This window comes from Arenimonas composti TR7-09 = DSM 18010 (assembly GCF_000426365.1).
Taxonomy (GTDB): Bacteria; Pseudomonadota; Gammaproteobacteria; order Xanthomonadales; family Xanthomonadaceae; genus Arenimonas; species Arenimonas composti.
In genome coordinates, this window is record NZ_AUFF01000001.1 from 1 (window position 1) to 21,830 (window position 21,830).

At 67.5% G+C, this 21,830-nt stretch carries 33 protein-coding genes; 31 read left to right on the top strand and 2 right to left on the bottom strand.

What is annotated here, in order from left to right; all coding sequences use genetic code 11:
• The 30 genes from tuf to K311_RS0100155 all read left to right on the top strand — a co-directional run.
• A partial coding sequence (gene tuf / locus K311_RS0100005; RefSeq protein WP_026815596.1) for an elongation factor Tu occupies window positions 1–1,179 on the top strand: 1,179 nt, incomplete at its 5' end.
• Between the two features lie 255 nt (window positions 1,180–1,434).
• The gene (gene rpsJ, locus K311_RS0100015; protein ID WP_022968186.1) at window positions 1,435–1,746 is read left to right on the top strand and encodes a 30S ribosomal protein S10; all 312 of its coding nucleotides are present in this window, start codon (window positions 1,435–1,437) and stop codon (window positions 1,744–1,746) included.
• A gap of 10 nt (window positions 1,747–1,756) precedes the next feature.
• Complete coding sequence (rplC, locus tag K311_RS0100020; protein ID WP_026815597.1) at window positions 1,757–2,404, top strand: 50S ribosomal protein L3; 648 nt, start codon at window positions 1,757–1,759, stop codon at window positions 2,402–2,404.
• Between the two features lie 12 nt (window positions 2,405–2,416).
• Complete coding sequence (gene rplD / locus K311_RS0100025) at window positions 2,417–3,019, top strand: 50S ribosomal protein L4 (protein WP_026815598.1); 603 nt, start codon at window positions 2,417–2,419, stop codon at window positions 3,017–3,019.
• Entirely contained in the window at window positions 3,016–3,312 is a 297-nt protein-coding gene (gene rplW / locus K311_RS0100030; protein ID WP_026815599.1) for a 50S ribosomal protein L23, read from the top strand. Before rplD ends, rplW begins: the two co-directional genes overlap by 4 nt.
• 10 nt (window positions 3,313–3,322) lie before the next feature.
• Window positions 3,323–4,150, top strand: coding sequence for a 50S ribosomal protein L2 (gene rplB, locus K311_RS0100035; protein ID WP_026815600.1), 828 nt, complete (start codon window positions 3,323–3,325; stop codon window positions 4,148–4,150).
• A 6-nt stretch (window positions 4,151–4,156) separates the two neighbouring features.
• Complete coding sequence (rpsS, locus tag K311_RS0100040) at window positions 4,157–4,429, top strand: 30S ribosomal protein S19 (protein WP_026815601.1); 273 nt, start codon at window positions 4,157–4,159, stop codon at window positions 4,427–4,429.
• A gap of 12 nt (window positions 4,430–4,441) precedes the next feature.
• Window positions 4,442–4,777: a 50S ribosomal protein L22 gene (gene rplV, locus K311_RS0100045; RefSeq protein WP_026815602.1), complete on the top strand. Its 336-nt coding sequence runs from the start codon at window positions 4,442–4,444 to the stop codon at window positions 4,775–4,777.
• Window positions 4,778–4,793: 16 nt separating this feature from the next.
• On the top strand, window positions 4,794–5,498 hold the full coding sequence (rpsC, locus tag K311_RS0100050; protein ID WP_026815603.1) for a 30S ribosomal protein S3: 705 nt from the start codon (window positions 4,794–4,796) through the stop codon (window positions 5,496–5,498).
• Between the two features lie 6 nt (window positions 5,499–5,504).
• Entirely contained in the window at window positions 5,505–5,918 is a 414-nt protein-coding gene (gene rplP, locus K311_RS0100055) for a 50S ribosomal protein L16 (RefSeq protein WP_026815604.1), read from the top strand.
• A gap of 1 nt (window position 5,919) precedes the next feature.
• Window positions 5,920–6,105, top strand: a complete 186-nt coding sequence (gene rpmC, locus K311_RS0100060) for a 50S ribosomal protein L29 (RefSeq protein WP_026815605.1) — start codon at window positions 5,920–5,922, stop codon at window positions 6,103–6,105.
• 9 nt (window positions 6,106–6,114) lie between these two features.
• A complete protein-coding gene (gene rpsQ, locus K311_RS0100065) occupies window positions 6,115–6,378 on the top strand; it encodes a 30S ribosomal protein S17 (RefSeq protein WP_026815606.1) in 264 nt (87 codons plus the stop codon).
• A gap of 12 nt (window positions 6,379–6,390) precedes the next feature.
• Window positions 6,391–6,759, top strand: coding sequence for a 50S ribosomal protein L14 (gene rplN / locus K311_RS0100070; RefSeq protein WP_026815607.1), 369 nt, complete (start codon window positions 6,391–6,393; stop codon window positions 6,757–6,759).
• A 14-nt stretch (window positions 6,760–6,773) separates the two neighbouring features.
• The gene (gene rplX, locus K311_RS0100075) at window positions 6,774–7,088 is read left to right on the top strand and encodes a 50S ribosomal protein L24 (RefSeq protein WP_026815608.1); all 315 of its coding nucleotides are present in this window, start codon (window positions 6,774–6,776) and stop codon (window positions 7,086–7,088) included.
• Between the two features lie 11 nt (window positions 7,089–7,099).
• Window positions 7,100–7,642 carry a 50S ribosomal protein L5 gene (rplE, locus tag K311_RS0100080; RefSeq protein ID WP_026815609.1) on the top strand — a complete coding sequence of 181 codons (543 nt, stop codon included), beginning with the start codon at window positions 7,100–7,102 and terminating at the stop codon, window positions 7,640–7,642.
• 18 nt (window positions 7,643–7,660) lie between these two features.
• Window positions 7,661–7,966: a 30S ribosomal protein S14 gene (rpsN, locus tag K311_RS0100085; RefSeq protein WP_026815610.1), complete on the top strand. Its 306-nt coding sequence runs from the start codon at window positions 7,661–7,663 to the stop codon at window positions 7,964–7,966.
• A gap of 69 nt (window positions 7,967–8,035) precedes the next feature.
• Window positions 8,036–8,431 (top strand): 30S ribosomal protein S8, encoded by a 396-nt coding sequence (gene rpsH / locus K311_RS0100090; RefSeq protein ID WP_026815611.1) that lies wholly within the window; start codon window positions 8,036–8,038, stop codon window positions 8,429–8,431.
• 12 nt (window positions 8,432–8,443) lie between these two features.
• The gene (gene rplF / locus K311_RS0100095; protein WP_026815612.1) at window positions 8,444–8,971 is read left to right on the top strand and encodes a 50S ribosomal protein L6; all 528 of its coding nucleotides are present in this window, start codon (window positions 8,444–8,446) and stop codon (window positions 8,969–8,971) included.
• Window positions 8,972–9,003: 32 nt separating this feature from the next.
• Complete coding sequence (rplR, locus tag K311_RS0100100) at window positions 9,004–9,357, top strand: 50S ribosomal protein L18 (protein WP_026815613.1); 354 nt, start codon at window positions 9,004–9,006, stop codon at window positions 9,355–9,357.
• A gap of 101 nt (window positions 9,358–9,458) precedes the next feature.
• Window positions 9,459–9,980: a 30S ribosomal protein S5 gene (gene rpsE, locus K311_RS0100105; RefSeq protein WP_026815614.1), complete on the top strand. Its 522-nt coding sequence runs from the start codon at window positions 9,459–9,461 to the stop codon at window positions 9,978–9,980.
• Window positions 9,973–10,155: a 50S ribosomal protein L30 gene (rpmD, locus tag K311_RS0100110; RefSeq protein ID WP_026815615.1), complete on the top strand. Its 183-nt coding sequence runs from the start codon at window positions 9,973–9,975 to the stop codon at window positions 10,153–10,155. The genes rpsE and rpmD overlap by 8 nt, the downstream gene beginning before the upstream one ends.
• 20 nt (window positions 10,156–10,175) lie before the next feature.
• On the top strand, window positions 10,176–10,613 hold the full coding sequence (rplO, locus tag K311_RS0100115) for a 50S ribosomal protein L15 (protein ID WP_026815616.1): 438 nt from the start codon (window positions 10,176–10,178) through the stop codon (window positions 10,611–10,613).
• 76 nt (window positions 10,614–10,689) lie between these two features.
• A complete protein-coding gene (secY, locus tag K311_RS0100120; RefSeq protein WP_425476562.1) occupies window positions 10,690–11,988 on the top strand; it encodes a preprotein translocase subunit SecY in 1,299 nt (432 codons plus the stop codon).
• A 248-nt stretch (window positions 11,989–12,236) separates the two neighbouring features.
• Complete coding sequence (gene rpsM / locus K311_RS0100125; protein ID WP_026815618.1) at window positions 12,237–12,593, top strand: 30S ribosomal protein S13; 357 nt, start codon at window positions 12,237–12,239, stop codon at window positions 12,591–12,593.
• Between the two features lie 9 nt (window positions 12,594–12,602).
• Window positions 12,603–12,992, top strand: a complete 390-nt coding sequence (gene rpsK / locus K311_RS0100130) for a 30S ribosomal protein S11 (RefSeq protein ID WP_026815619.1) — start codon at window positions 12,603–12,605, stop codon at window positions 12,990–12,992.
• Window positions 12,993–13,013: 21 nt separating this feature from the next.
• Window positions 13,014–13,643, top strand: coding sequence for a 30S ribosomal protein S4 (gene rpsD, locus K311_RS0100135; RefSeq protein ID WP_026815620.1), 630 nt, complete (start codon window positions 13,014–13,016; stop codon window positions 13,641–13,643).
• A 22-nt stretch (window positions 13,644–13,665) separates the two neighbouring features.
• Window positions 13,666–14,661, top strand: a complete 996-nt coding sequence (locus tag K311_RS0100140; RefSeq protein ID WP_026815621.1) for a DNA-directed RNA polymerase subunit alpha — start codon at window positions 13,666–13,668, stop codon at window positions 14,659–14,661.
• Between the two features lie 32 nt (window positions 14,662–14,693).
• Window positions 14,694–15,074 carry a 50S ribosomal protein L17 gene (rplQ, locus tag K311_RS0100145; RefSeq protein ID WP_026815622.1) on the top strand — a complete coding sequence of 127 codons (381 nt, stop codon included), beginning with the start codon at window positions 14,694–14,696 and terminating at the stop codon, window positions 15,072–15,074.
• Between the two features lie 134 nt (window positions 15,075–15,208).
• Complete coding sequence (locus K311_RS0100150) at window positions 15,209–15,724, top strand: disulfide bond formation protein B (protein ID WP_026815623.1); 516 nt, start codon at window positions 15,209–15,211, stop codon at window positions 15,722–15,724.
• Entirely contained in the window at window positions 15,721–17,118 is a 1,398-nt protein-coding gene (locus tag K311_RS0100155; RefSeq protein WP_051239333.1) for a class II 3-deoxy-7-phosphoheptulonate synthase, read from the top strand. Before K311_RS0100150 ends, K311_RS0100155 begins: the two co-directional genes overlap by 4 nt.
• Window positions 17,119–17,225: 107 nt before the next feature.
• On the opposite strand, the gene typA is transcribed toward K311_RS0100155, so the two are convergent.
• On the bottom strand, window positions 17,226–19,067 hold the full coding sequence (gene typA, locus K311_RS0100160) for a translational GTPase TypA (RefSeq protein WP_026815625.1): 1,842 nt from the start codon (window positions 19,065–19,067) through the stop codon (window positions 17,226–17,228).
• A 147-nt stretch (window positions 19,068–19,214) separates the two neighbouring features.
• Here typA and K311_RS0100165 point away from each other — a divergent pair, with 147 nt between their 5' ends.
• Complete coding sequence (locus tag K311_RS0100165; RefSeq protein ID WP_026815626.1) at window positions 19,215–19,724, top strand: peptidylprolyl isomerase; 510 nt, start codon at window positions 19,215–19,217, stop codon at window positions 19,722–19,724.
• A 36-nt stretch (window positions 19,725–19,760) separates the two neighbouring features.
• Here the strand turns inward: K311_RS0100165 and K311_RS0100170 are convergent, their stop codons facing one another.
• Window positions 19,761–21,734 carry a M48 family metalloprotease gene (locus K311_RS0100170; protein WP_026815627.1) on the bottom strand — a complete coding sequence of 658 codons (1,974 nt, stop codon included), beginning with the start codon at window positions 21,732–21,734 and terminating at the stop codon, window positions 19,761–19,763.
• Between the last annotated feature and the right edge of the window lie 96 nt (window positions 21,735–21,830).

The following is a 21,830-nucleotide window of genomic DNA, read 5'->3' on the forward strand; positions in this document are numbered from 1 at the left end:
AAGTTCGAGCGCACCAAGCCGCACGTGAACGTCGGCACCATCGGTCACGTCGACCACGGCAAGACCACGCTGACCGCGGCGCTGACGAAGATCGGCGCGGAGCGTTTCGGCGGCGAGTTCAAGGCCTACGACCAGATCGACGCGGCGCCGGAAGAGAAGGCGCGCGGCATCACGATCTCGACGGCGCACGTCGAGTACGAGAGCCCGACCCGCCACTACGCGCACGTGGACTGCCCGGGCCACGCCGACTACGTGAAGAACATGATCACGGGTGCGGCGCAGATGGACGGCGCGATCCTGGTGTGCTCGGCCGCCGACGGCCCGATGCCGCAGACGCGCGAGCACATCCTGCTGGCCCGCCAGGTCGGCGTGCCGTACATCGTGGTCTACCTGAACAAGGCGGACCTGGTGGACGACGCCGAGCTGCTGGAGCTGGTGGAGATGGAAGTCCGCGAGCTGCTGAGCAAGTACGACTTCCCGGGCGACGACACCCCGATCGTGACCGGCTCGGCGCGCGCCGCGCTGGAAGGCGACCAGTCGGACATCGGCGTGCCGTCGATCCTGAAGCTGGTGGACGCGCTGGACACCTGGATTCCGGAGCCGCAGCGTGACGTCGACAAGCCGTTCCTGATGCCGGTCGAGGACGTGTTCTCGATCTCGGGTCGCGGCACGGTGGTCACGGGCCGCATCGAGCGCGGCATCATCAAGGTCGGCGACGAAATCGAGATCGTCGGCATCCGCCCGACGGTCAAGACGACGGTCACCGGCGTGGAGATGTTCCGCAAGCTGCTCGACCAGGGCCAGGCGGGCGACAACGCCGGTCTGCTGCTGCGCGGCACCAAGCGTGACGAAGTCGAGCGTGGCCAGGTGCTGGCCAAGCCGGGCTCGATCACCCCGCACACCGAGTTCGAGGCCGAGGTGTACGTGCTGTCGAAGGACGAGGGCGGCCGCCACACCCCGTTCTTCAAGGGCTACCGCCCGCAGTTCTACTTCCGCACGACGGACGTGACCGGTGCGGTGCAGCTGCCGGAAGGCGTCGAAATGGTCATGCCGGGCGACAACATCAAGATGGTGGTGACGCTGATCGCCCCGATCGCGATGGACGAGGGCCTGCGCTTCGCGATCCGCGAGGGTGGCCGCACCGTCGGCGCCGGCGTGGTTGCCAAGGTCATCAAGTAAGCCTATAATGCGCGGCCCGGTCGCCCCATGTGGGCGACCGAACATACCGAAATGAGGGACAGGATGTTCCTCGTGTTCGCGACCAGGAGGGTCGAAGCCAGTTCGATGAGCGGCTCCGCATTGACGGGGCGATCACTTACAGGCTAGAATTTTCGGCTCGGTGGATCGGAAACGATCCGCCGAGTTTGTTTTCCACGGGAACCAGGGCCCCAGGCCCCTGATTCCGACGCTCTTTACCGCAACAAGGACATCGCCATGGCGGACCAGAAGATCCGGATTCGGCTCAAGGCCTACGATCATCGCCTCATCGATCGCTCGGCCTCCGAAATCGTGGAGACGGCCAAGCGGACCGGCGCGCAGGTGCGCGGCCCGATCCCGCTGCCGACCAAGATCGAACGCTACACCGTGCTGGTGTCGCCGCACGTCGACAAGGACGCGCGCGACCAGTACGAGACCCGCACGCACAAGCGCGTGCTCGACATCGTCGACCCCAACGACAAGACCGTGGACGCGCTGATGAAGCTCGAGCTCGCGGCCGGCGTCGATGTCCAGATCAAGCTGACCTGAGGCGACGACCATGACGATCAAGACCATCGGCATCGTGGGCCGCAAGGCCGGCATGAGCCGCCTGTTCACCGATGACGGGCGTTCGATCCCGGTCACGGTGATCGAGGCCACCCCGAACCGCATCACCCAGATCAAGACCGTCGAGAACGACGGTTACGCCGCCGTGCAGATCACCGCCGGCAACAAGCGCGCCTCGCTGGTGAACAAGCCGCAGGCGGGCCACTTCGCGAAGGCGAAGGTCGAGGCCGGTCGCGGTCTCTGGGAGTTCCGCATCGCCGACGAGGATGCCGGCAAGTTCGAAGTCGGCGCCGAGATCAAGGCGGACATCTTCAGCGTCGGCCAGCTCGTCGACGTGGCGGGTGTCACCAAGGGCAAGGGCTTCCAGGGCACCATCAAGCGTCACCACTTCAAGATGGGCGACGCCACCCACGGTAACTCGCTGTCGCACCGCTCGCCGGGCTCCATCGGCCAGCGCCAGACGCCGGGTCGCGTGTTCCCGGGCAAGAAGATGGCCGGCCACATGGGTGCCGTGCAGCAGAGCATGCAGAACCTGGAAGTGGTCAAGGTCGACGCCGAGCGCGGCCTGATCGCGGTGAAGGGTTCGATTCCGGGCGCCCCGGGCGGCGACGTCGTCGTCCGTCCGGCGAGCAAGGGTTAAGGAGCAGGAAACATGGAACTCGCCGTCATTGGAAGCGGCCAGACGCTGTCGGTCTCCGACGCCGTCTTCGGTCGTGAATTCAGCGAGGATCTGGTGCATCAGGTGGTCGTTGCCTACCGCAACGCCGGCCGTGCAGGCACCAAGGCCCAGCTGACGCGCTCGGAAGTCTCCGGCACGACCAAGAAGTTCAAGAAGCAGAAGGGCGGTGGTGCCCGTCACGGTGACTACCGTGCGCCGATCTTCGTCGGTGGTGGTGTCTCGTTCGCGGCGAAGCCGCGCAGCTTCGCGCAGAAGGTCAACCGCAAGATGTATCGCGCCGCCGTCGCCGCGATCATTTCCGAGCTGAACCGCCAGGGTCGCCTCAAGGTCGTCGACGCGTTCGACGTCGCCGAGCCGAAGACCAAGGCGCTGGTCGCCAAACTCGCCGAGATGCAGGCCGAGCGCCCGCTGATCGTCAGCGAGGAGCCGAGCGATGCGCTGTACCTCGCCGCGCGCAACATCCCGTACGTCCAGGTGCGCGACGCCCAGACCATCGATCCGGTGGCCCTGGTCGGCGCCGGCACCGTGATCATGACCGCCGAATCGGTCAAGAAGATCGAGGAGTGGCTGGCATGAGCAACATCAACGTCCTCGGCGTGATCCGCGCCCCGCGCGTCTCCGAGAAGACCGCGCGGCTGCAGGAACTGAGCAACCAGTACGTCTTCGAAGTGGCGAAGACGGCGACCAAGGCCGACGTCAAGTCCGCCGTCGAGTCGCTGTTCAACGTCAAGGTCGAAGCCGTCAACGTGGTCAATGTGAAGGGCAAGACCAAGTCCTTCCGCAACCGTGCCGGCCGCCGTGGCGACTGGCGCAAGGCATACGTTCGCCTGGCCGAAGGCCAGTCGATCGACGTGATGGCCAAGGCCTGAGGCTGATCCCATGGCACTGATGACTTTCAAGCCGACGTCGCCTGGCCGCCGCGCCATGGTGCGCGTCTCCACCGCCGGCCTGCACAAGGGCGGCCCGCTGGAATCGCTCGTCGAGAAGAAGAGCAAGACCGGTGGCCGCAACAACCACGGCCGCATCACCACCCGCCACATCGGCGGTGGTCACAAGCAGCACTACCGCATCATCGACTTCAAGCGCGACAAGGAGGGCATCCCGGCCCGCGTCGAGCGCCTCGAGTACGATCCGAACCGCACCGCGCACATCGCGCTGCTGTGCTACGCCGACGGTGAGCGCCGTTACATCATCGCTCCGAAGGGCCTGGCGCAGGGCGACCAGGTGATCGCGGGCAAGGATGCGCCGATCAAGACCGGCAACAGCCTGCCGCTGCGCAACATGCCGGTCGGTTCGACGGTGCACTGCATCGAGATGAAGCCCGGTCGCGGCGCCCAGCTGGCGCGTGCCGCCGGCGCCGGCGCCCAGCTGATCTCCCGCGACGGCGGCTACGCCACCCTGCGTCTCCGCTCCGGCGAGATGCGCAAGGTGCCGGCCGACTGCCGCGCGACGATCGGCGAGGTCGGCAACGTCGAGCACAACCTCGAGAAGCTGGGCAAGGCGGGTGCGAAGCGCTGGCGCGGCGTCAAGCCGACCGTGCGCGGCGCCGCCATGAACCCGGTCGACCACCCGCACGGTGGTGGTGAGGCGAAGGCTGGACAGGGCAATCCGCATCCGGTGTCCCCGTGGGGCACGCCGGCCAAGGGTTACAAGACTCGCAAGAACAAGCGCACCCAGAAGTTCATCGTGCGCGACCGTAGGGGTTGATAGGCCATGGCACGCTCTCTCAAGAAAGGTCCCTTCATCGACCACCACCTCGTCAAGAAGGTGGAGGCCGCGCAGGGCAGCAGCAAGAAGCCGATCAAGACCTGGTCGCGTCGTTCGATGATCCTGCCGGAGATGGTCGGTCTGACCATCGCCATCCATAACGGCAAGGTCCACATCCCGGTTCTCATCAACGAGAACATGGTCGGCCACAAGCTCGGCGAGTTCGCCCTCACCAGGACCTTCAAGGGTCATGGCGGCGACAAGAAGTCGGGCAAGTAAGGAGCAATGACTATGGAAGCCAAAGCCATTCTCCGCACGGCCCGGATCTCGCCGCAGAAGGCGCGCCTGGTCGCCGACCAGGTTCGCGGCATGCAGGCGTCCCGCGCCCACGAGCTGCTCAAGTTCTCCGACAAGAAGGCTGCCCACCTGATCGGCAAGGTCCTGTGGTCCGCCATCTCGAATGCCGAAAACAACCTCGGCGCCGACATCGACGAGCTCAAGGTCGCGACCATCATGGTCGACGAGGGCCCGGTGCTGAAGCGCTTCATGGCCCGCGCCAAGGGCCGCGGCACCCGCATCCTCAAGCGTACGAGCCACATCACCGTGGTCGTGGGCTCGGGCAAGTAAGGCAGGGACGAAGACTATGGGTCACAAAGTTCATCCGACCGGAATCCGCCTGGGCATCGCCAAGGACTGGAATTCCAAGTGGTTCGCCAACAAGCGCGACTACGCCCAGTACCTCACGTCCGACCTGAAGGTCCGCGAGATGCTGCGCAAGAAGCTGGCGCAGGCGGGCATCTCCAAGATCCTGATCGAGCGGCCGTCGAAGTCCGCCCGCGTCACGATCCACTCCGCCCGCCCGGGCGTGGTGATCGGCAAGCGCGGTGAGGACATCGAGAAGCTGCGCAAGGAAGTCTCCGACATCATGGGCGTTCCGGCGCACATCAATGTCGCCGAGGTCCGCAAGCCGGAGCTCGACGCGCAGCTGGTCGCCGAGTCGATCGCGCAGCAGCTCGAGCGCCGCATCATGTTCCGCCGCGCGATGAAGCGCGCCGTCGGCAACTCGATGCGCCTCGGCGCGCTGGGCATCAAGGTCAACGTCGCCGGCCGCCTGAACGGCGCCGAGATCGCCCGTTCGGAGTGGTACCGCGAAGGTCGCGTGCCGCTGCACACCCTGCGTGCGGACATCGACTACGGCTTCGCCGAGGCGTCGACGACCTACGGGATCATCGGCGTGAAGGTGTGGATCTACAAAGGCGAAGTCTTCGACTTCAGCCAGGTCGGCCAGGAGAAGCAGGAAGAGCGCAACGAGCGCCCGTCCCGCCAGGCCGCCAAGGACGCGAGGTAATCGGCCATGCTGCAACCCAAGCGAACCAAGTACCGCAAGGTCTTCAAGGGCCGCAACGACGGCCTGAGCTGGAACGGCTCGGCCGTCAGCTTCGGCGAGTACGGCCTGAAGGCCACCTCGCACGGCCAGCTGACCGCGCGCCAGATCGAGGCGGCCCGCCGCTCGATCAGCCGCTACGTCAAGCGCGGCGGCAAGATGTGGATCCGCGTGTTCCCGGACAAGCCGATCACCAAGAAGCCGATCGAAGTCCGAATGGGCGCCGGTAAGGGCAACGTCGAGTACTGGGTGGCGCAGATCGCCCCCGGCCGCGTGATCTACGAGATCGAGGGCGTCGACGAGGCGACCGCGCGCGAGGCCTTCCGCCTGGCTGCCGCCAAGCTCTCGGTGACCACCACTTTCGTGACCCGGACGGTGCGCTGATATGGAACTCAAGGAACTGCGTGAGAAGTCGGCCGCCGAGCTGAAGGCGCATCTGCTGGACCTGCACAAGGAGCAGTTCGCCCTGCGCATGCAGAAGGCGACCGGCCAGCTGGGTCAGCCCCACAACATCAAGCGGGTTCGTCGCGAGATCGCGCGCACGATGACCCTGCTGTCCGCGAAGAAGTAAGGGCGAGCCATGAGCGACAACAACGAACAGCTGCGCACGGTCGAAGGCCGCGTCGTCAGCAACAAGATGGACAAGACCGTCACCGTGCTCGTCGAGCGCCAGGTCAAGCACGCGCTGTACGGCAAGTACATCAAGCGTTCGACCAAGCTGCACGCGCACGACGAGGACAACAGCTGCAACGAAGGTGACGTCGTCCGCGTCGCCGAGTGCCGGCCGCTGTCCAAGACGAAGAACTGGCGCGTCGTCGAAGTCGTCACGCGCGCGGCGAAGTAAGGAGGCCACGAAATGATCCAGGTACAGAGCTACCTCGAGGCCGCCGACAATTCCGGCGCCAAGGAAATGATGTGCATCAAGGTGCTCGGCGGCTCCAAGCGCCGGTACGCGCACATCGGCGACATCATCAAGGTGACCGTCAAGGACGCGATCCCGCGCGGCAAGGTCAAGAAGGGCGAGGTCTACGACGCCGTCGTCGTCCGCACCCGCTCGGGCGTCCGCCGTCCGGACGGCTCGCTGATCCGTTTCGACGGCAACGCGGCCGTTCTGCTGAACAACAAGCAGGAGCCGATCGGCACCCGCATCTTCGGGCCCGTGACCCGTGAGCTTCGTTCCGAGAAGTTCATGAAGATCGTGTCGCTCGCTCCCGAAGTGATCTGAGGGAAGGACAGGACATGAACCGTATCCGCAAGGGCGACCAGGTGATCGTGATCGCCGGTTCCGACAAGGGCAAGAAGGGCCAGGTGACTCGCGTCGCCGGCGACCGCGTCTTCGTCGAGAACATCAAGATGGTCAAGCGCCACACCAAGCCGAATCCGCAGGCGGGCATCGCCGGCGGCATCGTCGAGAAGGAGGCGCCGATCCACATCTCCAACGTCATGCTGCTGAACCCGGCTTCGGGCAAGGGCGAGCGCGTTGGTTTCAAGGTGCTCGAGGATGGACGCAAAGTGCGTGTGTTCCGCTCGAGCGGTGAGGCGATCGACGCCTGAGGAATGATGCAATGAGCACCCGTCTCGAAAAGATCTACAAGGAAACCGTCGTACCGAAGATGATCGAACGCTTCGGTTACAAGAACGTCATGGAAGTGCCGCGCATTTCCAAGATCACGCTGAACATGGGCGTGGGCGAGGCGGTGGGCAACAAGAAGATCCTGGAAAATGCCGTCGCGGACATGACCAGGATCGCCGGCCAGAAGCCGATCACGACGAACGCCCGCGTCTCCGTCGCGAGCTTCAAGATCCGTGACGGCTGGCCGATCGGCTGCAAGGTCACCCTGCGCCGTGCGAAGATGTACGAGTTCCTGGACCGTCTGATCAACATCTCGCTGCCCCGCGTCCGCGACTTCCGCGGCGTCTCGGGCCGCTCGTTCGACGGCCGCGGCAACTTCAACATGGGCGTCAAGGAACAGATCATCTTCCCTGAGATCGACTTCGACGCCGTCGACGCCATCCGCGGCATGGACATCGCCATCACCACGACGGCGAAGACGAACGACGAGGCGAGGGCGCTGCTCGAGGCCTTCAACTTCCCGTTCCGCAACTGATTCCGAGGATCGACCAAGATGGCCAAGACTTCGATGGTGAATCGCGACGTCAAGCGCAAGAAGCTCGTCGCGAAGTTCGCCGCCAAGCGCGCTGAACTGAAGAAGATCATCAGCAGCGCCACCGCGTCCTACGAGGACAAGATGGACGCTGCGACCAAGCTGCAGAAGCTGCCGCGCGACTCGAGCCCGAGCCGCGTCCGCAACCGCTGCGCCATGACCGGCCGCTCGCGCGGCGTGTACGCCAAGTTCGGCCTGGGCCGCAACAAGCTGCGCGAAGCGACCATGCGCGGCGACGTCCCCGGCCTGCGCAAGGCCAGCTGGTAATCGCCCGTCCCCCGTTCGCGGGGGATGCGCGGATATCGGTGCTCTCGAACCCAAGAAGGTAATGATCAAATGAGCATGACTGATCCCATCGCCGACATGCTGGTGCGCATCAAGAATGCGCTCGCCGTCGGCAAGCCGCAGGTTTCCATGCCTGCCTCGAAGATGAAGCTGGCGATCGCCAGGGTCCTGAAGGACGAAGGCTACATCGGCGACTTCCGCGTCTCCGGCGAAGGCGCCAAGGCGACGCTGGAGGTTTCCCTGAAGTACTACGAAGGCAAGCCGGTGATCGAGCGCCTCGAGCGCGTCTCCCGTTCGGGCCTGCGCCAGTACAAGGGCAAGAACGACCTGCCGAAGGTGCTCGCCGGTCTCGGCGTGGCCATCATCTCCACCTCCCAGGGTCTGATGACCGATCGCCAGGCCCGCGCTGCGGGAATCGGCGGCGAAGTCGTCTGCCTCGTGGCCTAAGGAGCACGCCCCATGTCCCGCGTTGCAAAGAAGCCGATCGCGCTGCCGAAGGGCGTCGAGTTCAAGACCACCGACGACCAGATCACCGTCAAGGGCCCGAAGGGCAGCCTCAACTTCGCCCGTCCCGCCGGCGTCGACTTCAAGGTCGAGGATGGTGCGGTGCAGCTGAGCGCCGCCGATGCCGCCAATGTTCCGATGGCCGGCACCGCCCGCGCGATCCTGGCCAACATGGTCCACGGCGTTTCCGAGGGTTTCACCCGCAAGCTCGAGCTGGTCGGCGTCGGTTACCGCGCCGCCATGCAGGGCAAGGACCTGAACCTCAGCCTGGGCTTTTCGCACCCGACGGTCTACGTCGCGCCGGAAGGCATCACGCTGTCGACCCCGACGCAGACCGAGATCCTGGTCTCCGGCGCCGACAAGCAGCTGGTGGGTGAGGTCGCGGCCAAGATCCGCGCGTATCGCAAGCCGGAGCCGTACAAGGGCAAGGGCATCCGCTACGCCGGCGAGAAGATCATCATGAAGGAAGCCAAGAAGGCCTGATCGGGCACTTCAGCTTCCTCGAGGTAGAGACCATGAAAAAGAACATCGCCCGCCTGCGCCGCGCCAAGTCGACCCGTGCGCACATCCGCAATCTCGGCGTCGCCCGCCTGTCGGTGCTGCGCACCGGCCAGCACATCTACGCCCAGCTGTTCACCTCCGACGGTTCGAAGGTGATCGCTTCGGCGTCGACCGTCGAAGCCGACGTCAAGGATGGCCTGAAGGGCACCAAGAACGTCGAGGCTGCCGCCAAGGTCGGCCGCACCATCGCCGCCAAGGCGCTGGCCGCGGGCGTCGAGAAGGTCGCCTTCGACCGTTCGGGCTACCGCTTCCACGGCCGCATCAAGGCCCTGGCCGACGCCGCCCGCGAGGGTGGCCTGCAGTTCTAAGCTGCATCCCGCTTGAAACGGGCCGGTGACGGCCCGACCGAAAGACCACAACTACAAGCGGCACGAGCCGCAAGCAAACCCCTTCAAACAGGAATCGAAAGATGAGCAGCAACGAACGCGATCGCAATCGCGGCGAGAGCGACGACGGCTTCATCGAGAAGCTGGTCGCCGTCAACCGCGTCTCCAAGACCGTCAAGGGCGGTCGCCAGTTCACCTTCACCGCGCTGACGGTCGTCGGCGACGGCGCCGGCAAGGTCGGCTTCGGCTACGGCAAGGCGCGCGAAGTGCCGGTCGCCATCCAGAAGTCGATGGAATACGCGCGCAAGTCGATGGTGCAGGTCGACCTGAACGACGGCACCCTGTGGCACCCGATCAAGGCCAACCACGGCGCGGCGCGCGTGTTCATGCAGCCGGCCTCGCAGGGTACCGGCGTGATCGCTGGCGGTGCGATGCGCGCCGTGCTCGAGGCGGTCGGCGTCAAGAACGTGCTCGCGAAGGCCGTCGGCTCGCGCAACCCGATCAACCTGGTCCGCGCGACGGTCAAGGGCCTGACCGCGACCACCTCGCCGGCCCGCATCGCGGCCAAGCGCGGCAAGAAGCTGGAGGACATCGTCAATGGCTGAGAAGACCATCAAGGTCCGCCTGGTCAAGGGCCTGCGCGGTACCCAGGCGCGTCACCGTCTGTCGGTGAAGGCGCTCGGCCTGAACAAGGTCAACGACGTCCGTGAGCTGAAGGATTCCCCGTCCGTCCGCGGCCTGATCAACCAGCTGCACTACCTGGTGCGCGTCGAGTCCTGAGCGCCCGGAGGAAACCAGACATGAAGCTCAACACTCTCAAGCCCGCCGACGGCGCCCGCAAGGATCGCGTCCGCGTCGGTCGCGGCATCGGTTCCGGCCTCGGCAAGACCGCTGGCCGCGGCCACAAGGGTTCGTTCGCGCGCACCGGCAAGGGCAAGATCAAGCCGGGCTTCGAAGGCGGCCAGATGCCGATGCAGCGTCGCCTGCCGAAGATCGGCTTCCGCTCGAAGATCAAGCAGGACACCGCCGAGGTGCTGCTGTACAAGCTCGACACCCTCGAGGCCGGCGAGATCGACTTCGCCGCGCTGCGCGCCGCCAAGCTGGTCCCGTCGACCGCGAAGCAGGCCAAGGTCGTCAAGAAGGGCGAGCTGACCAAGAAGTTCACGCTGAAGGGCGTGCTGGTCACCGCTGGTGCCCGTGCCGCGATCGAAGCGGCCGGCGGCAGCATCACGGAGTAATACCTTGGCGCAGTCCACTCCTGCTGCGGGTGCCCTGGGCGGGCTCGGCAAGTTCACCGAGCTCCGCCAGCGGCTGATGTTCGTGCTGCTCGCGCTGATCGTCTACCGCCTGGGCAGCTTCATCCCGGTCCCGGGCATCGACCCGGACGCGATGCTGCGGCTCATGGAGGATCAGCGCGGCACGATCGTGGACATGTTCAACATGTTCTCGGGCGGCGCGCTGAACCGCTTCAGCCTGTTCGCGCTGAACGTCATCCCGTACATCTCGGCGTCCATCATCGTGCAGCTGATGGGCCAGGTGTACGAACCGTGGAAGGCGATGAAGAAGGAAGGCGAGGCCGGCCGCCGCAAGCTGACCCAGTACTCGCGCTACGGCGCCGTGGTGCTGGCGATCGTGCAGGCGGGCAGCATCGCTTCGGCGCTGCAGAACCAGGGTGGTGTCGTGTACGAGCCGGGCCCCGGCTTCGTGATGACCGCCATCGTCGCGCTGACCGCGGGCACCATCTTCCTGATGTGGCTCGGCGAGCAGATCACCGAGCGCGGCATCGGCAACGGCATCTCGCTGATCATCTTTGCGGGTATCGTCGCCAGCCTGCCGGGCGCGGTCATCAACACGCTGCAGCAGGTCGCCAGTGACCAGCTCAGCGAGCTGGTGATCCTGGTCATCGCGGCGCTGATCCTCGGCGTGACCTACTTCGTGGTGTTCATGGAACGCGGCCAGCGCCGCATCACCGTGAACTACGCGCGTCGCCAGGGCGGCCGCCAGGCCTACATGAACCAGAGCTCGCACCTGCCGCTGAAGCTCAACATGGCCGGCGTCATCCCGCCGATCTTCGCGTCGAGCCTGATCATGTTCCCGGCGACGATGTCGCAGTGGTTCGCGGGTCAGGAAGCGCCGACGGGCGACGGCTGGCGTGACCGCCTGATGGCCGGCCTGCAGGACCTGAGCCAGATGCTCGCGCCGAGCGAGCCGCTGCACATGATCCTGTACGGGGCCATGATCATCGGCTTCGCGTTCTTCTACACCGCGCTGGTCTTCAATTCGCAGGAGACCGCCGACAACCTGAAGAAGTCGGGCGCGCTGGTTCCGGGCATCCGCCCGGGCAAGGCGACCGGCGATTACATCGACGGCGTGCTGACCCGTCTTACGCTGATCGGCTCGCTGTACCTGGTGCTGGTCTGCCTGCTGCCGGAAATGATCCGGGCGTTCTGGAACGTCCCGTTCTACTTCGGCGGCACCTCGCTCCTTATCGTGGTCGTGGTGGTGATGGATTTCACCGCCCAGATCCAGGCTCATCTGACGTCGCATCAGTACGAGAGCCTGATGAAGAAGGCGAATCTGAAAGGCGGAAGCCGCGGTCTGACCCGCGGCTGAGGCCAACGATGGGCGGTCCGCGCGGCGGCTTGGCGCGCGGATGAACCGACCCCGTCCTGCGCTTGAGGAGCGCGGGCGCCCGGTCCCAGGAAGGGGCAGGGCAGGGTCGGTTCGGCGCCGGAGCATGGGCACACTCCCCATGCCGTAGCCGGTCGGGTCTTTCATGGACCCGGCGGGCTACCAATAAACCCCGAGCCCTAGTACAATTTCCGATTCACTGCGCTCAATTTAGTTTTGGAGATCGCCTGATGGCGCGCATCGCGGGTGTCAACCTGCCTGTCCAGAAGCATGTCTGGGTGGGCCTGCAGAGTATCTTTGGTATCGGCCGCACGCGGTCGAAGCTGGTTTGCGAGGCGGCGGGCATCGCCCCGTCGACCAAGATTCGCGACCTGTCCGAGCCGGAAATCGAGCGCATCCGCGCCGAGGTGGCCAAGTACACGGTCGAAGGCGACCTGCGTCGTGAGGTCGGCATGTCGATCAAGCGGCTGATGGACCTGGGCTGCTACCGCGGCCTGCGCCACCGCCGCGGCCTGCCGATGCGCGGCCAGCGCACCCGCACCAATGCCCGGACCCGCAAGGGCCCGCGCAAGGCCATCAAGAAGTAAGGACGCCCAATGAACAAGCCGGCCAACAAGCCCAAGAAGAAGATCAAGCGCGTCGTCACCGACGGCATCGCCCACGTCCAGGCTTCTTTCAACAACACCATCGTCACGATCACCGACCGCCAGGGCAACGCCCTGTCGTGGGCGACCTCGGGCGGCGCGGGTTTCCGCGGCTCCCGCAAGTCGACCCCGTTCGCGGCGCAGGTCGCCGCCGAGAAGGCCGGCAAGGCCGCGCTCGACTACGGCGTGAAGACGCTGGAAGTCCGGATCAAGGGTCCGGGTCCGGGTCGCGAGTCGGCCGTGCGTTCGCTGAACGCCGTCGGCTACAAGATCACCAACATCATCGACGTCACCCCGATCCCGCACAACGGGTGCCGGCCGCCGAAGAAGCGCCGCGTCTAACGGGAACAGGAGACTACTTAAATGGCTCGTTACATCGGTCCCACCTGCAAGCTCGCGCGCCGTGAAGGCGCCGACCTCAGCCTCAAGTCCCCGGCCCGCGCGATCGACTCGAAGTGCAAGCTCGAGCAGAAGCCCGGCCAGCACGGTCCCGTCGCCAAGCGCGGCAAGCTGTCCGACTACGCCAACCAGCTGCGCGAGAAGCAGAAGGTCAAGCGCATCTACGGCCTGCTGGAGCGTCAGTTCCGCAACTACTACAAGAAGGCCTCGACCCGCAGCGGCAACACGGGCGAGATGCTCCTGCAGATGCTGGAGCAGCGTCTCGACAACGTCGTCTACCGCATGGGCTTCGCGGTCACCCGTCCGCAGGCGCGCCAGCTGGTCTCGCACCGCGGCGTGCTGGTGAACGGCAAGGCTGTCAACCTGCCGTCGTACCAGGTCAAGGCCGGCGACAACATCCAGCTCACCGAGCGCGCCCAGAAGCACCTCAACGTGCAGGAAGCGCTGAACCTGTCGCAGCAGATGGACCTGGTTCCGAGCTGGTGCGAAGTCGACGCCAAGAAGTTCGCCGGCGTGTTCAAGGCAGTTCCGGATCGCGCCGACCTCCCGTCGGACATCAACGAAGCGCTGATCGTCGAGCTGTACTCGAAGTAATCCTCCAGGAGACGCCTTGACCATGACGGTTACCGCCACCCAGGTGCTGCGCCCCCGCGGCCCGCACATCGAACGACTCGGCTCCAACCGCGCCAAAGTGGTCATCGAACCGCTGGAGCGCGGCTACGGCCACACGCTGGGCAACGCCCTGCGCCGCGTGCTGCTGTCGTCGATCCCCGGCTTCGCCATCACGGAAGTCGAGATCGACGGCGTCCTGCACGAATACACGACCGTCGAGGGTCTGCAGGAGGACGTGCTCGAAGTCCTGCTCAACCTCAAGGACGTCGCCATCCGCATGCACAACGTGGACCACACCACGCTGACGCTGCAGAAGAAGGGCCCGGGCGTCGTCACCGCCGCCGACATCCGCACCGACCACAACGTCGAGATCGTCAATCCCGACCACGTGATCGCGCACCTGACCAAGGACACGGCGCTGAACATGCGCCTGAAGATCGAGCGCGGCTTCGGTTACCAGCCGGCCGCCGATCGCCGCCGCCCGGACGAAGAGTCCCGTGCGATCGGTCGCCTGGTCCTGGATGCCACGTTCTCGCCCGTTCGCCGCGTCGCCTACGCCGTGGAAGCGGCGCGTGTCGAGCAGCGCACCGACCTGGACAAGCTGGTGCTGGAGATCGAAACCAACGGCACGATCGACGCCGAGGACGCCGTCCGCACCGCGGCCGACATCCTGACCGACCAGCTGTCGGTGTTCGGTGACTTCACCCAGCGCGAGCGCGGCACCAAGCAGGTGCAGACGACGGGCGTGGATCCGGTGCTGCTGCGCCCGATCGACGACCTCGAGCTGACGGTGCGCTCGGCCAACTGCCTCAAGGCCGAGAACATCTACTACATCGGCGACCTGATCCAGCGCACCGAGGTCGAGCTGCTGAAGACCCCGAACCTGGGCAAGAAGTCGCTCACCGAGATCAAGGAAGTGCTCGCCCAGCGCGGCCTCTCCCTCGGCATGAAGCTGGAGAACTGGCCGCCGGCCGGTCTGCAGCAGGGCATGCTGGGTTGATCCCGGCCCGGAACATTTAAGGAACCACGACCATGCGCCACCAGAAATCCGGCCGTAAGCTCGGCCGCACCAGCGCCCACCGCGAAGCCATGTTCTCGAACATGGCCGCGTCGCTGATCAAGCACGAGCTGATCCGCACCACCCTGCCGAAGGCGAAGGAACTGCGCCGCGTCGCCGAGCCGCTGATCACCATCGGCAAGACCGACGGCGTCGCCAACCGCCGCCTCGCGATGTCCCGCCTGCGCGACAAGGAAGCCGTCGGCAAGCTGTTCGTCGAACTCGGCCCGCGTTACAAGGCCCGCCCGGGCGGTTACCTGCGCATCCTCAAGTGCGGCTTCCGCGACGGCGACAACGCGCCGATGGCGTACGTCGAACTCGTCGACCGCCCGCAGGTCGCCGAAGCGGCCGAGTGAGTCCGGCCGCGCGCCGGCACACCGAGACAAGCGCGACCCCGGCTCCGGCCGGGGTTTCGTTTTTCCGGCACCTGAAACTTCGCGCGCGCACCGCGGTCCGCTAACCTGAGCACAACGTCTTTTCGCAGCTGCCGATGAAAGCCAATCCCTTCGCCTGGTCCTTCCGTCTCCAGTTCCTGCTCGGCGCCGTGCTGAGCTGGGGAATGATCGGCATCGCGCTCTACATCGAGCACGGCATGCTGATGCTGCCGTGCCCGCTGTGCATGCTGCAGCGGCTGGCGTTCGCGGTGCTGGGTGGCGTGTTCCTGCTGGGGGCGCTGCATGGCCCGAAGGGGGCCGTCGGTCGTCGCGTCTACGGCCTGCTCGCGCTGGTTCCCGCCGGCTTCGGCGGATACACCGCCGGGCGCCACGTCTGGATCCAGTCGCTGCCGCCATCGGAAGTGCCGCAATGCACGAACATGAGCCTGGACTTCATGGTCGACGCGTTCGGTCCGCTGAAGGCGTTGCAGACGGCGCTGCAGGGCTCCGGCGAGTGCGCCAAGGTCGACGCGGTCTTCGGCCTGTCGATTCCGTGGTGGGCGCTGATCTGGTTCGTCCTCCTGGGCGTGTGGGCGCTGTTCGCCGCGTTCCGTGTGAGGCGCGTCCGATGAGCGCCGGCGACCGCGGCCTGCAGACCGTGGCCCTGCCCGTGGGCTGGGCGCCGGACAGCTGGCGCACGCGTCCGGCGACCCAGCAGCCGGTCTATCCGGACGCCGGGGCGCTGGCCGACGTCCAGCAGGAGTTGCGGCGGCTGCCGCCGCTGGTGACGTCGTGGGAGATCCTCGTGCTGAAGAAGCAGCTCGCGGAGGCGCAGGAAGGCCGCCGCTTCGTGCTGCAGGGCGGCGACTGCGCCGAGAGTTTCGACGACTGCGAGTCGGCGCAGATCTCCAACCGCCTGAAGGTGCTGCTGCAGATGAGCCTGGTGCTCGTGCACGGCCTGCGCCTTCCCGTCGTCCGCGTCGGCCGTTTCGCCGGGCAGTACGCCAAGCCGCGATCCGCCGACAGCGAGGAACGCGACGGCGTCAGCCTGCCGAGCTATCGCGGCGATTTCATCAACCAGCCGGCCTTCACCGCCGAGGCGCGCACCCCGGATCCGCGGCGGATGGTGAAAGGCCATGCGCGTTCGGCGATGACGATGAACTTCGTCCGCGCGCTGATCGATGGTGGCTTCGCCGACCTGCATCACCCGGAGTACTGGGACCTCGGCTGGGTCGGGCATTCGCCGCTGTCGGCGGACTACGCGCGCATGGTCGCCGCGGTCGGCGACGCGGTGCGCTTCATGGAGACGATCTCCGGCGAGTCCCTGCACAACCTCGAGCGCGCCGACTTCTACACCTCGCACGAAGCGCTGCTGCTGCCGTATGAGGAAGCGCTGACCCGGCAGGTGCCGCGGCAGTGGGGCTGGTTCAACCTGTCGACGCACTTCCCGTGGATCGGCATGCGCACGGCCGATCTCGACGGCGCCCACGTCGAATACTTCCGTGGGCTGCGCAACCCGGTCGCGGTGAAGGTCGGGCCGTCGCTCACGCCGGACCAGCTGCTGCGCCTCGCCGAACGGCTGAACCCGGACGACGAGCCGGGGCGCCTGGCCTTCATCCACCGGATGGGCGCCGCCAGGATCGCGGACAAGCTGCCGCCGCTGCTCGAGGCCATGCGCCGCGAGGGGCGCCGCGTCCTGTGGATCTGCGACCCGATGCACGGCAATACCGAGACCACCAGCAACGGCTACAAGACCCGCCGCTTCGCCAACATCCGCGACGAGGTCGAGACCGCCTTCGAGCTGCACGCGGCGGCCGGCACGCGCCTCGGCGGCGTGCACCTGGAACTGACCGGCGAGAACGTCACCGAATGCACCGGCGGCGCCCGCGACCTCACCGACACCGACCTCGGCCGCGCCTACCGCTCGACGGTGGACCCGCGGCTGAACTACGAACAGTCGCTGGAGATCGCGATGCTGATCGTGCGCAAGCACGCGCAGCTGAAGGCGCCGGTCGCGCCGGGTTGAGCATCGGCGGTCGAGGGCGGCTGCATTCGCGGTCGCAACTTCGCCGGCAGCAATGAAAACGCCCCGCGTTCGCGGGGCGTTTCGTTTCCGCCAGTACGGGTGACCCGTCAGCCGCGCGACGCCTTCTTGCGGTCGTTCTCGGTGCGGTGCTTCTTGCGCAGACGGATCGCCAGCGGGGTGATCTCGACGAGTTCGTCGTCGTCGATGAACTCCAGTGCCTGCTCCAGCGAGAACTTCACCGGCGGGATCAGGCCTTCGTCCTGGTCCTTGCCGGCGGCACGGAAGTTGGTGAGCTGCTTGCCGCGCAGCGCGTTCACCGTCAGGTCGTTGTCCTTGGCGTGGATGCCGACGATCTGGCCTTCGTAGATCTCCTCGCCCGGCTCGATCATCAGGCGGCCACGCTCCTGCATCGCGATCTGCGCATAGGCCGGCGACGGACCCGTGCCGTTGGAGATCAGCACGCCGTTCTGGCGCTGGCCGATCTCGCCGTCGGACTTCGCCGCGTAATGGTCGAAGACGTGGAAGAGCAGGCCGGTGCCGGCGGTGATGGTGCGGAACTCGGTCTGGAAGCCGATCAGGCCGCGCGCCGGGATGATGAAGTCCATGCGCACGCGGCCCTTGCCGTCGGGTTCCATGTTCTGCAGCAGCGCCTTGCGCTCGCCGAGGCGTTGCATCACGCCGCCCTGGTACTGCTCCTCGAGGTCGACGACCAGCGATTCGTAGGGCTCGGACAGCACGCCGTCGATCTCCTTGATGATCACTTCCGGACGCGACACCGCCAGCTCGTAACCCTCGCGGCGCATCGTCTCGATCAGGATCGACAGGTGCAGCTCGCCGCGGCCGCTGACCTTGAACTTGTCGGCGTCGTCGGTGTCCTCGACCTTCAGCGCGACGTTGTGCTGGGTCTCGCGCAGCAGGCGGTCACGCAGCTGGCGCGAGGTCATGAACTTGCCGCCGCTGCGCTCCTTGTTGCCGGCGAACGGCGAGTCGTTGACCTGGAACGTCATGCTGATCGTCGGCTCGTCGACCGTGAGCACCGGCAGCTGTTCCGGCGCCGAGGGGTCACAGACGGTCTCGGAGATGCCGAGGCCCTCGATGCCGGAGATCGCGATGATGTCGCCGGCCTGCGCTTCCTTCACCTCGTGGCGCTCCAGGCCCATGAAGCCGAGCACCTGCAGCACCTTGCCGTTGCGGGTCTTGCCCTCGCGGTCGATCACGGTGACCGGCATGTTCGTGCGCACGCGGCCACGCTGCACGCGGCCGGTACCGATGATGCCGACGTAGCTGCTGTAGTCGAGCGAGGTGATGCGCATCTGGAACGGGCCGTCGAGGTCGACCGGCGGCGGCGACACCTTGTCGACGATCGTCTGGAACAGCGGCGTCATGTCGCCGCCGCGCACCGACTCGTCCATGCCGGCGTAGCCGTTCAGGCCCGAGGCGTAGACGACGGTGAAGTCGAGCTGCTCGTCGGTGGCGCCGAGGCGGTCGAACAGGTCGAAGGTCTGGTCCAGCACCCAGCTCGGACGCGCGCCCGGGCGGTCGACCTTGTTGATCACCACGATCGGCTTGAAGCCCATCGCGAACGCCTTCTGGGTCACGAAGCGGGTCTGCGGCATCGGGCCGTCCATCGCGTCGACCAGGATCAGCACCGAGTCGACCATCGACAGCACGCGCTCGACCTCGCCGCCGAAGTCGGCGTGGCCCGGGGTGTCGACGATGTTGATGCGGTAGTCCTGGCCGTCCGGCGAGGTCCAGCGGATCGCGGTGTTCTTCGCCAGGATCGTGATGCCGCGTTCCTTCTCGATGTCGCCGCTGTCCATGGCGCGCTCGGCCAGCTGCTGGCGCTCGCCCAGGGTGTTCGACTGCTTCAGCAGCTGGTCCACCAGGGTCGTCTTGCCGTGGTCGACGTGGGCGACGATGGCGATGTTGCGGAGGTTTTCGATGGACATGCGGGCGGGCGCCGGGGGCGCGTTCTCGAGGCGAAAGGAAGCCGGCGAGTATAGCCCGGAACGGGGTGCCTCCGCCCGCGGAATCGCGCCTGTGGCATCCTGACGGCCCGCCGGCGACCCGCCGGCCGCCATGAACCGGAGATCCCCATGAGCCTGACCGCCGTCTTCACCACCGCCCGCGGCCCGATCCGCGTCCGCCTGAACCCGGAAAAGGCCCCGGTCACCGTCGCCAGCTTCGTCAACCTGGCCCAGCGCGGTTTCTACGACGGCCTGAACTTCCACCGGGTCATCGCCGATTTCATGATCCAGGGCGGCTGCCCGGAAGGCTCCGGCCGCGGCGGCCCCGGCTATCGTTTCGAGGACGAAACCCGCAACGGCCTGCGCCACGACAAGCCGGGCGTGCTGTCCATGGCCAATGCCGGCCCGAACACCAACGGCAGCCAGTTCTTCATCACCCACGTGCCGACCCCGCACCTCGACGGCCGCCACACCGTGTTCGGCGAGGTCGAGGGCGCGGACGACCAGAGAGTGGTCGACGCGATCCGCGGCGGCGACCGCATCGAGAGCGTGCGCATCGAAGGCGATGCCTCGGCCCTGCTGCAGGCGCAGTCCGCCCGGGTGGCCGACTGGAACCGGGCGCTCGACGCCGGCCGCTGAAGCCCGGCCAGGACGGCGCCGCAGCCGCGGCGCCGTTCAGCGCGTGAAACGCGCACCCTCCAGCAGCGCCGCGGTCGCCGTGGCCTCTGCGTGATACCAGGGCTCGGGCGCGATCCAGAGCAGCAGCACCAGCCGACCCGCCTGTTCGCCGGCGGCGACCAGGCCGCGATGGCGCAGGCCGTTGGTGCCGGCGAGGCGGATGCCGGCCCGCCACCCGCTTTCACCCGCCGCCGACCACGGGTCCGCCGCCGCGTAGCGGATCTCGCGCCAGCCGGCGTCGTGCAGGGCGGCGGCGAGGTCCAGCTGCAGCCCGGCACGGCCGCGCCCGGGTCGCCAGCGACGGGCCCCGGGCCGGGCATCGTGCAGCAGCGCCTCGCCGGCGTCGACGCCGGAGACGATCAGCAGCCGATCGAGCGGCAGCCCGTGCCGCGTCCATTGCTCGAAGCCGGCCCCCGGCTGGCGGGCCCAGTCCTGGCGGGTGAGCAGGCGCAGGCCGAAGACGCGGCGCTGGCGCGGAGCGCTCACCGCCGGAACCTCATGACGTTCCTGATCGGCCACTGCCTCCGCAGCATCCATGGCGGCGAGCACTGCCGCCAGCGCGTTTCCGTCACCGGCGAGCGCGCGCCGCGCCGCGGCCTCGCTCCCGGCGATTCCGGAGGCGGCTTCGGTGTCGGCGGTGTCGGCGGCATCGGCGGCGCCGGCCAGCATCGCCGCCGTGACCTCGGGCCGGCCGAATGCGACTTCCGTCGCCAGCCAGCGCGCGTGGAATGGAGCGAGCACGGCCAGCCAGCGCGCGGCGCCCGCATCGCCGGCGTCGACGTCGACGTCGGAAGTTCCCAGTCGCGCCCGCAGCTCGGCGACCCGCTCGCGTTGCGGCGGGTGCGTGCGCGCCGCCGGCACCGGCGCCGCATCCGCCTCCACGACCAGGCGGCTCCAGAGGCGCAGCCCGGCTGCCGGCGGATAGCCGGCGGCCGCCAGCATCGCCAGCGCATCGGCATCGGCGCGTCGTTCGATCGCCGGGTCGCCGGCCTGCGGGTCGCCGCCTGCCTCGCCGCGGCGCCAGCGCTCGCGGGCGTCGCCACGGCGGGCATGCGCGAGTTCGTGGGCGAGCACGAAGGCCACCTCGGCCTCGTCGCGGCAGCGCAGCAGGGTGCCGGTGCGCAGCACCAGCAGCGCGTCGGGGATCGACCACGCGTTGAAGCCGGGCTCGCGCAGCAGGTGCAGCCGCAGCGTGTCGCAGCGCTCCGGCGCCAACCGGCAGGCGATGCCGCGCAGATAGGCGTGCAGGTCGGCGTCGTCCTCGCGACCCGGGTGGGCGAGCAGCTGGCGTTCGAAGCGGGCGACGGCGCGGTCGAGGTCGGCGTCGACGTCGGCCTCGGGCAGCGCGGTCGCCGGCGCGCCCGGCAATCGTGCCGCGGTAACCCCGGCCAGCGGGAAGCCGCGCAGCAGCTGGCGGGCGAGCCGCTCCAGGTCGGCGGCGCGGGCAGGGTCGCCACCGGGCCGCGACAGTGCGCGCCGGGCGACCACCACACCGCTCTCCAGGTCGAGCAGCAGCGCGACCGCCTGCGGCGAAGCCCCACCGGCGCGCAGGCGCGCGAACAGGGCCAGCCGCCCGGGCATCGCCTGCCGCAGCGCCTGCGCCGCGTCGGCACCGATGTCCAGCCGTGGCTGCCGCGATCGCGGTTCGCCGGGCCCGGGCAGCAACGCATCCGCGATCGCATCCACCCGCAGCAGGGCCTGTTCCAGCGCCGGGTCGTCGCGGGGATCGGGAGGCGGCGCCCAGGGAACCGGCGGCTCCGGCAGTGCCAGTGCGGCGGCCACCGCCTGCGGCCAGTGCCTGACCGCGCGTTCCGAGTCGCGCGCCGAAGGCAGCGGGCCGGCACCGCGCACGATCTCGACATCGGCGCGCACGACGACCAGCCCGTCCACCGCGGCGGAACGCTCCGGCGTCGCCGCTGCGACGAGCAGCACGGGCAGCAGGAAACGGCGCAGGAACGCGGCGAACGGCATCGCCGCAGCATGCCCGAACCGGCTTCCCCGCACAGCGCCGGCGAGGCCGGGAAAGGGCGGCGTGGTATCCTTCGGCGGCTAACCGACCGTCATCCA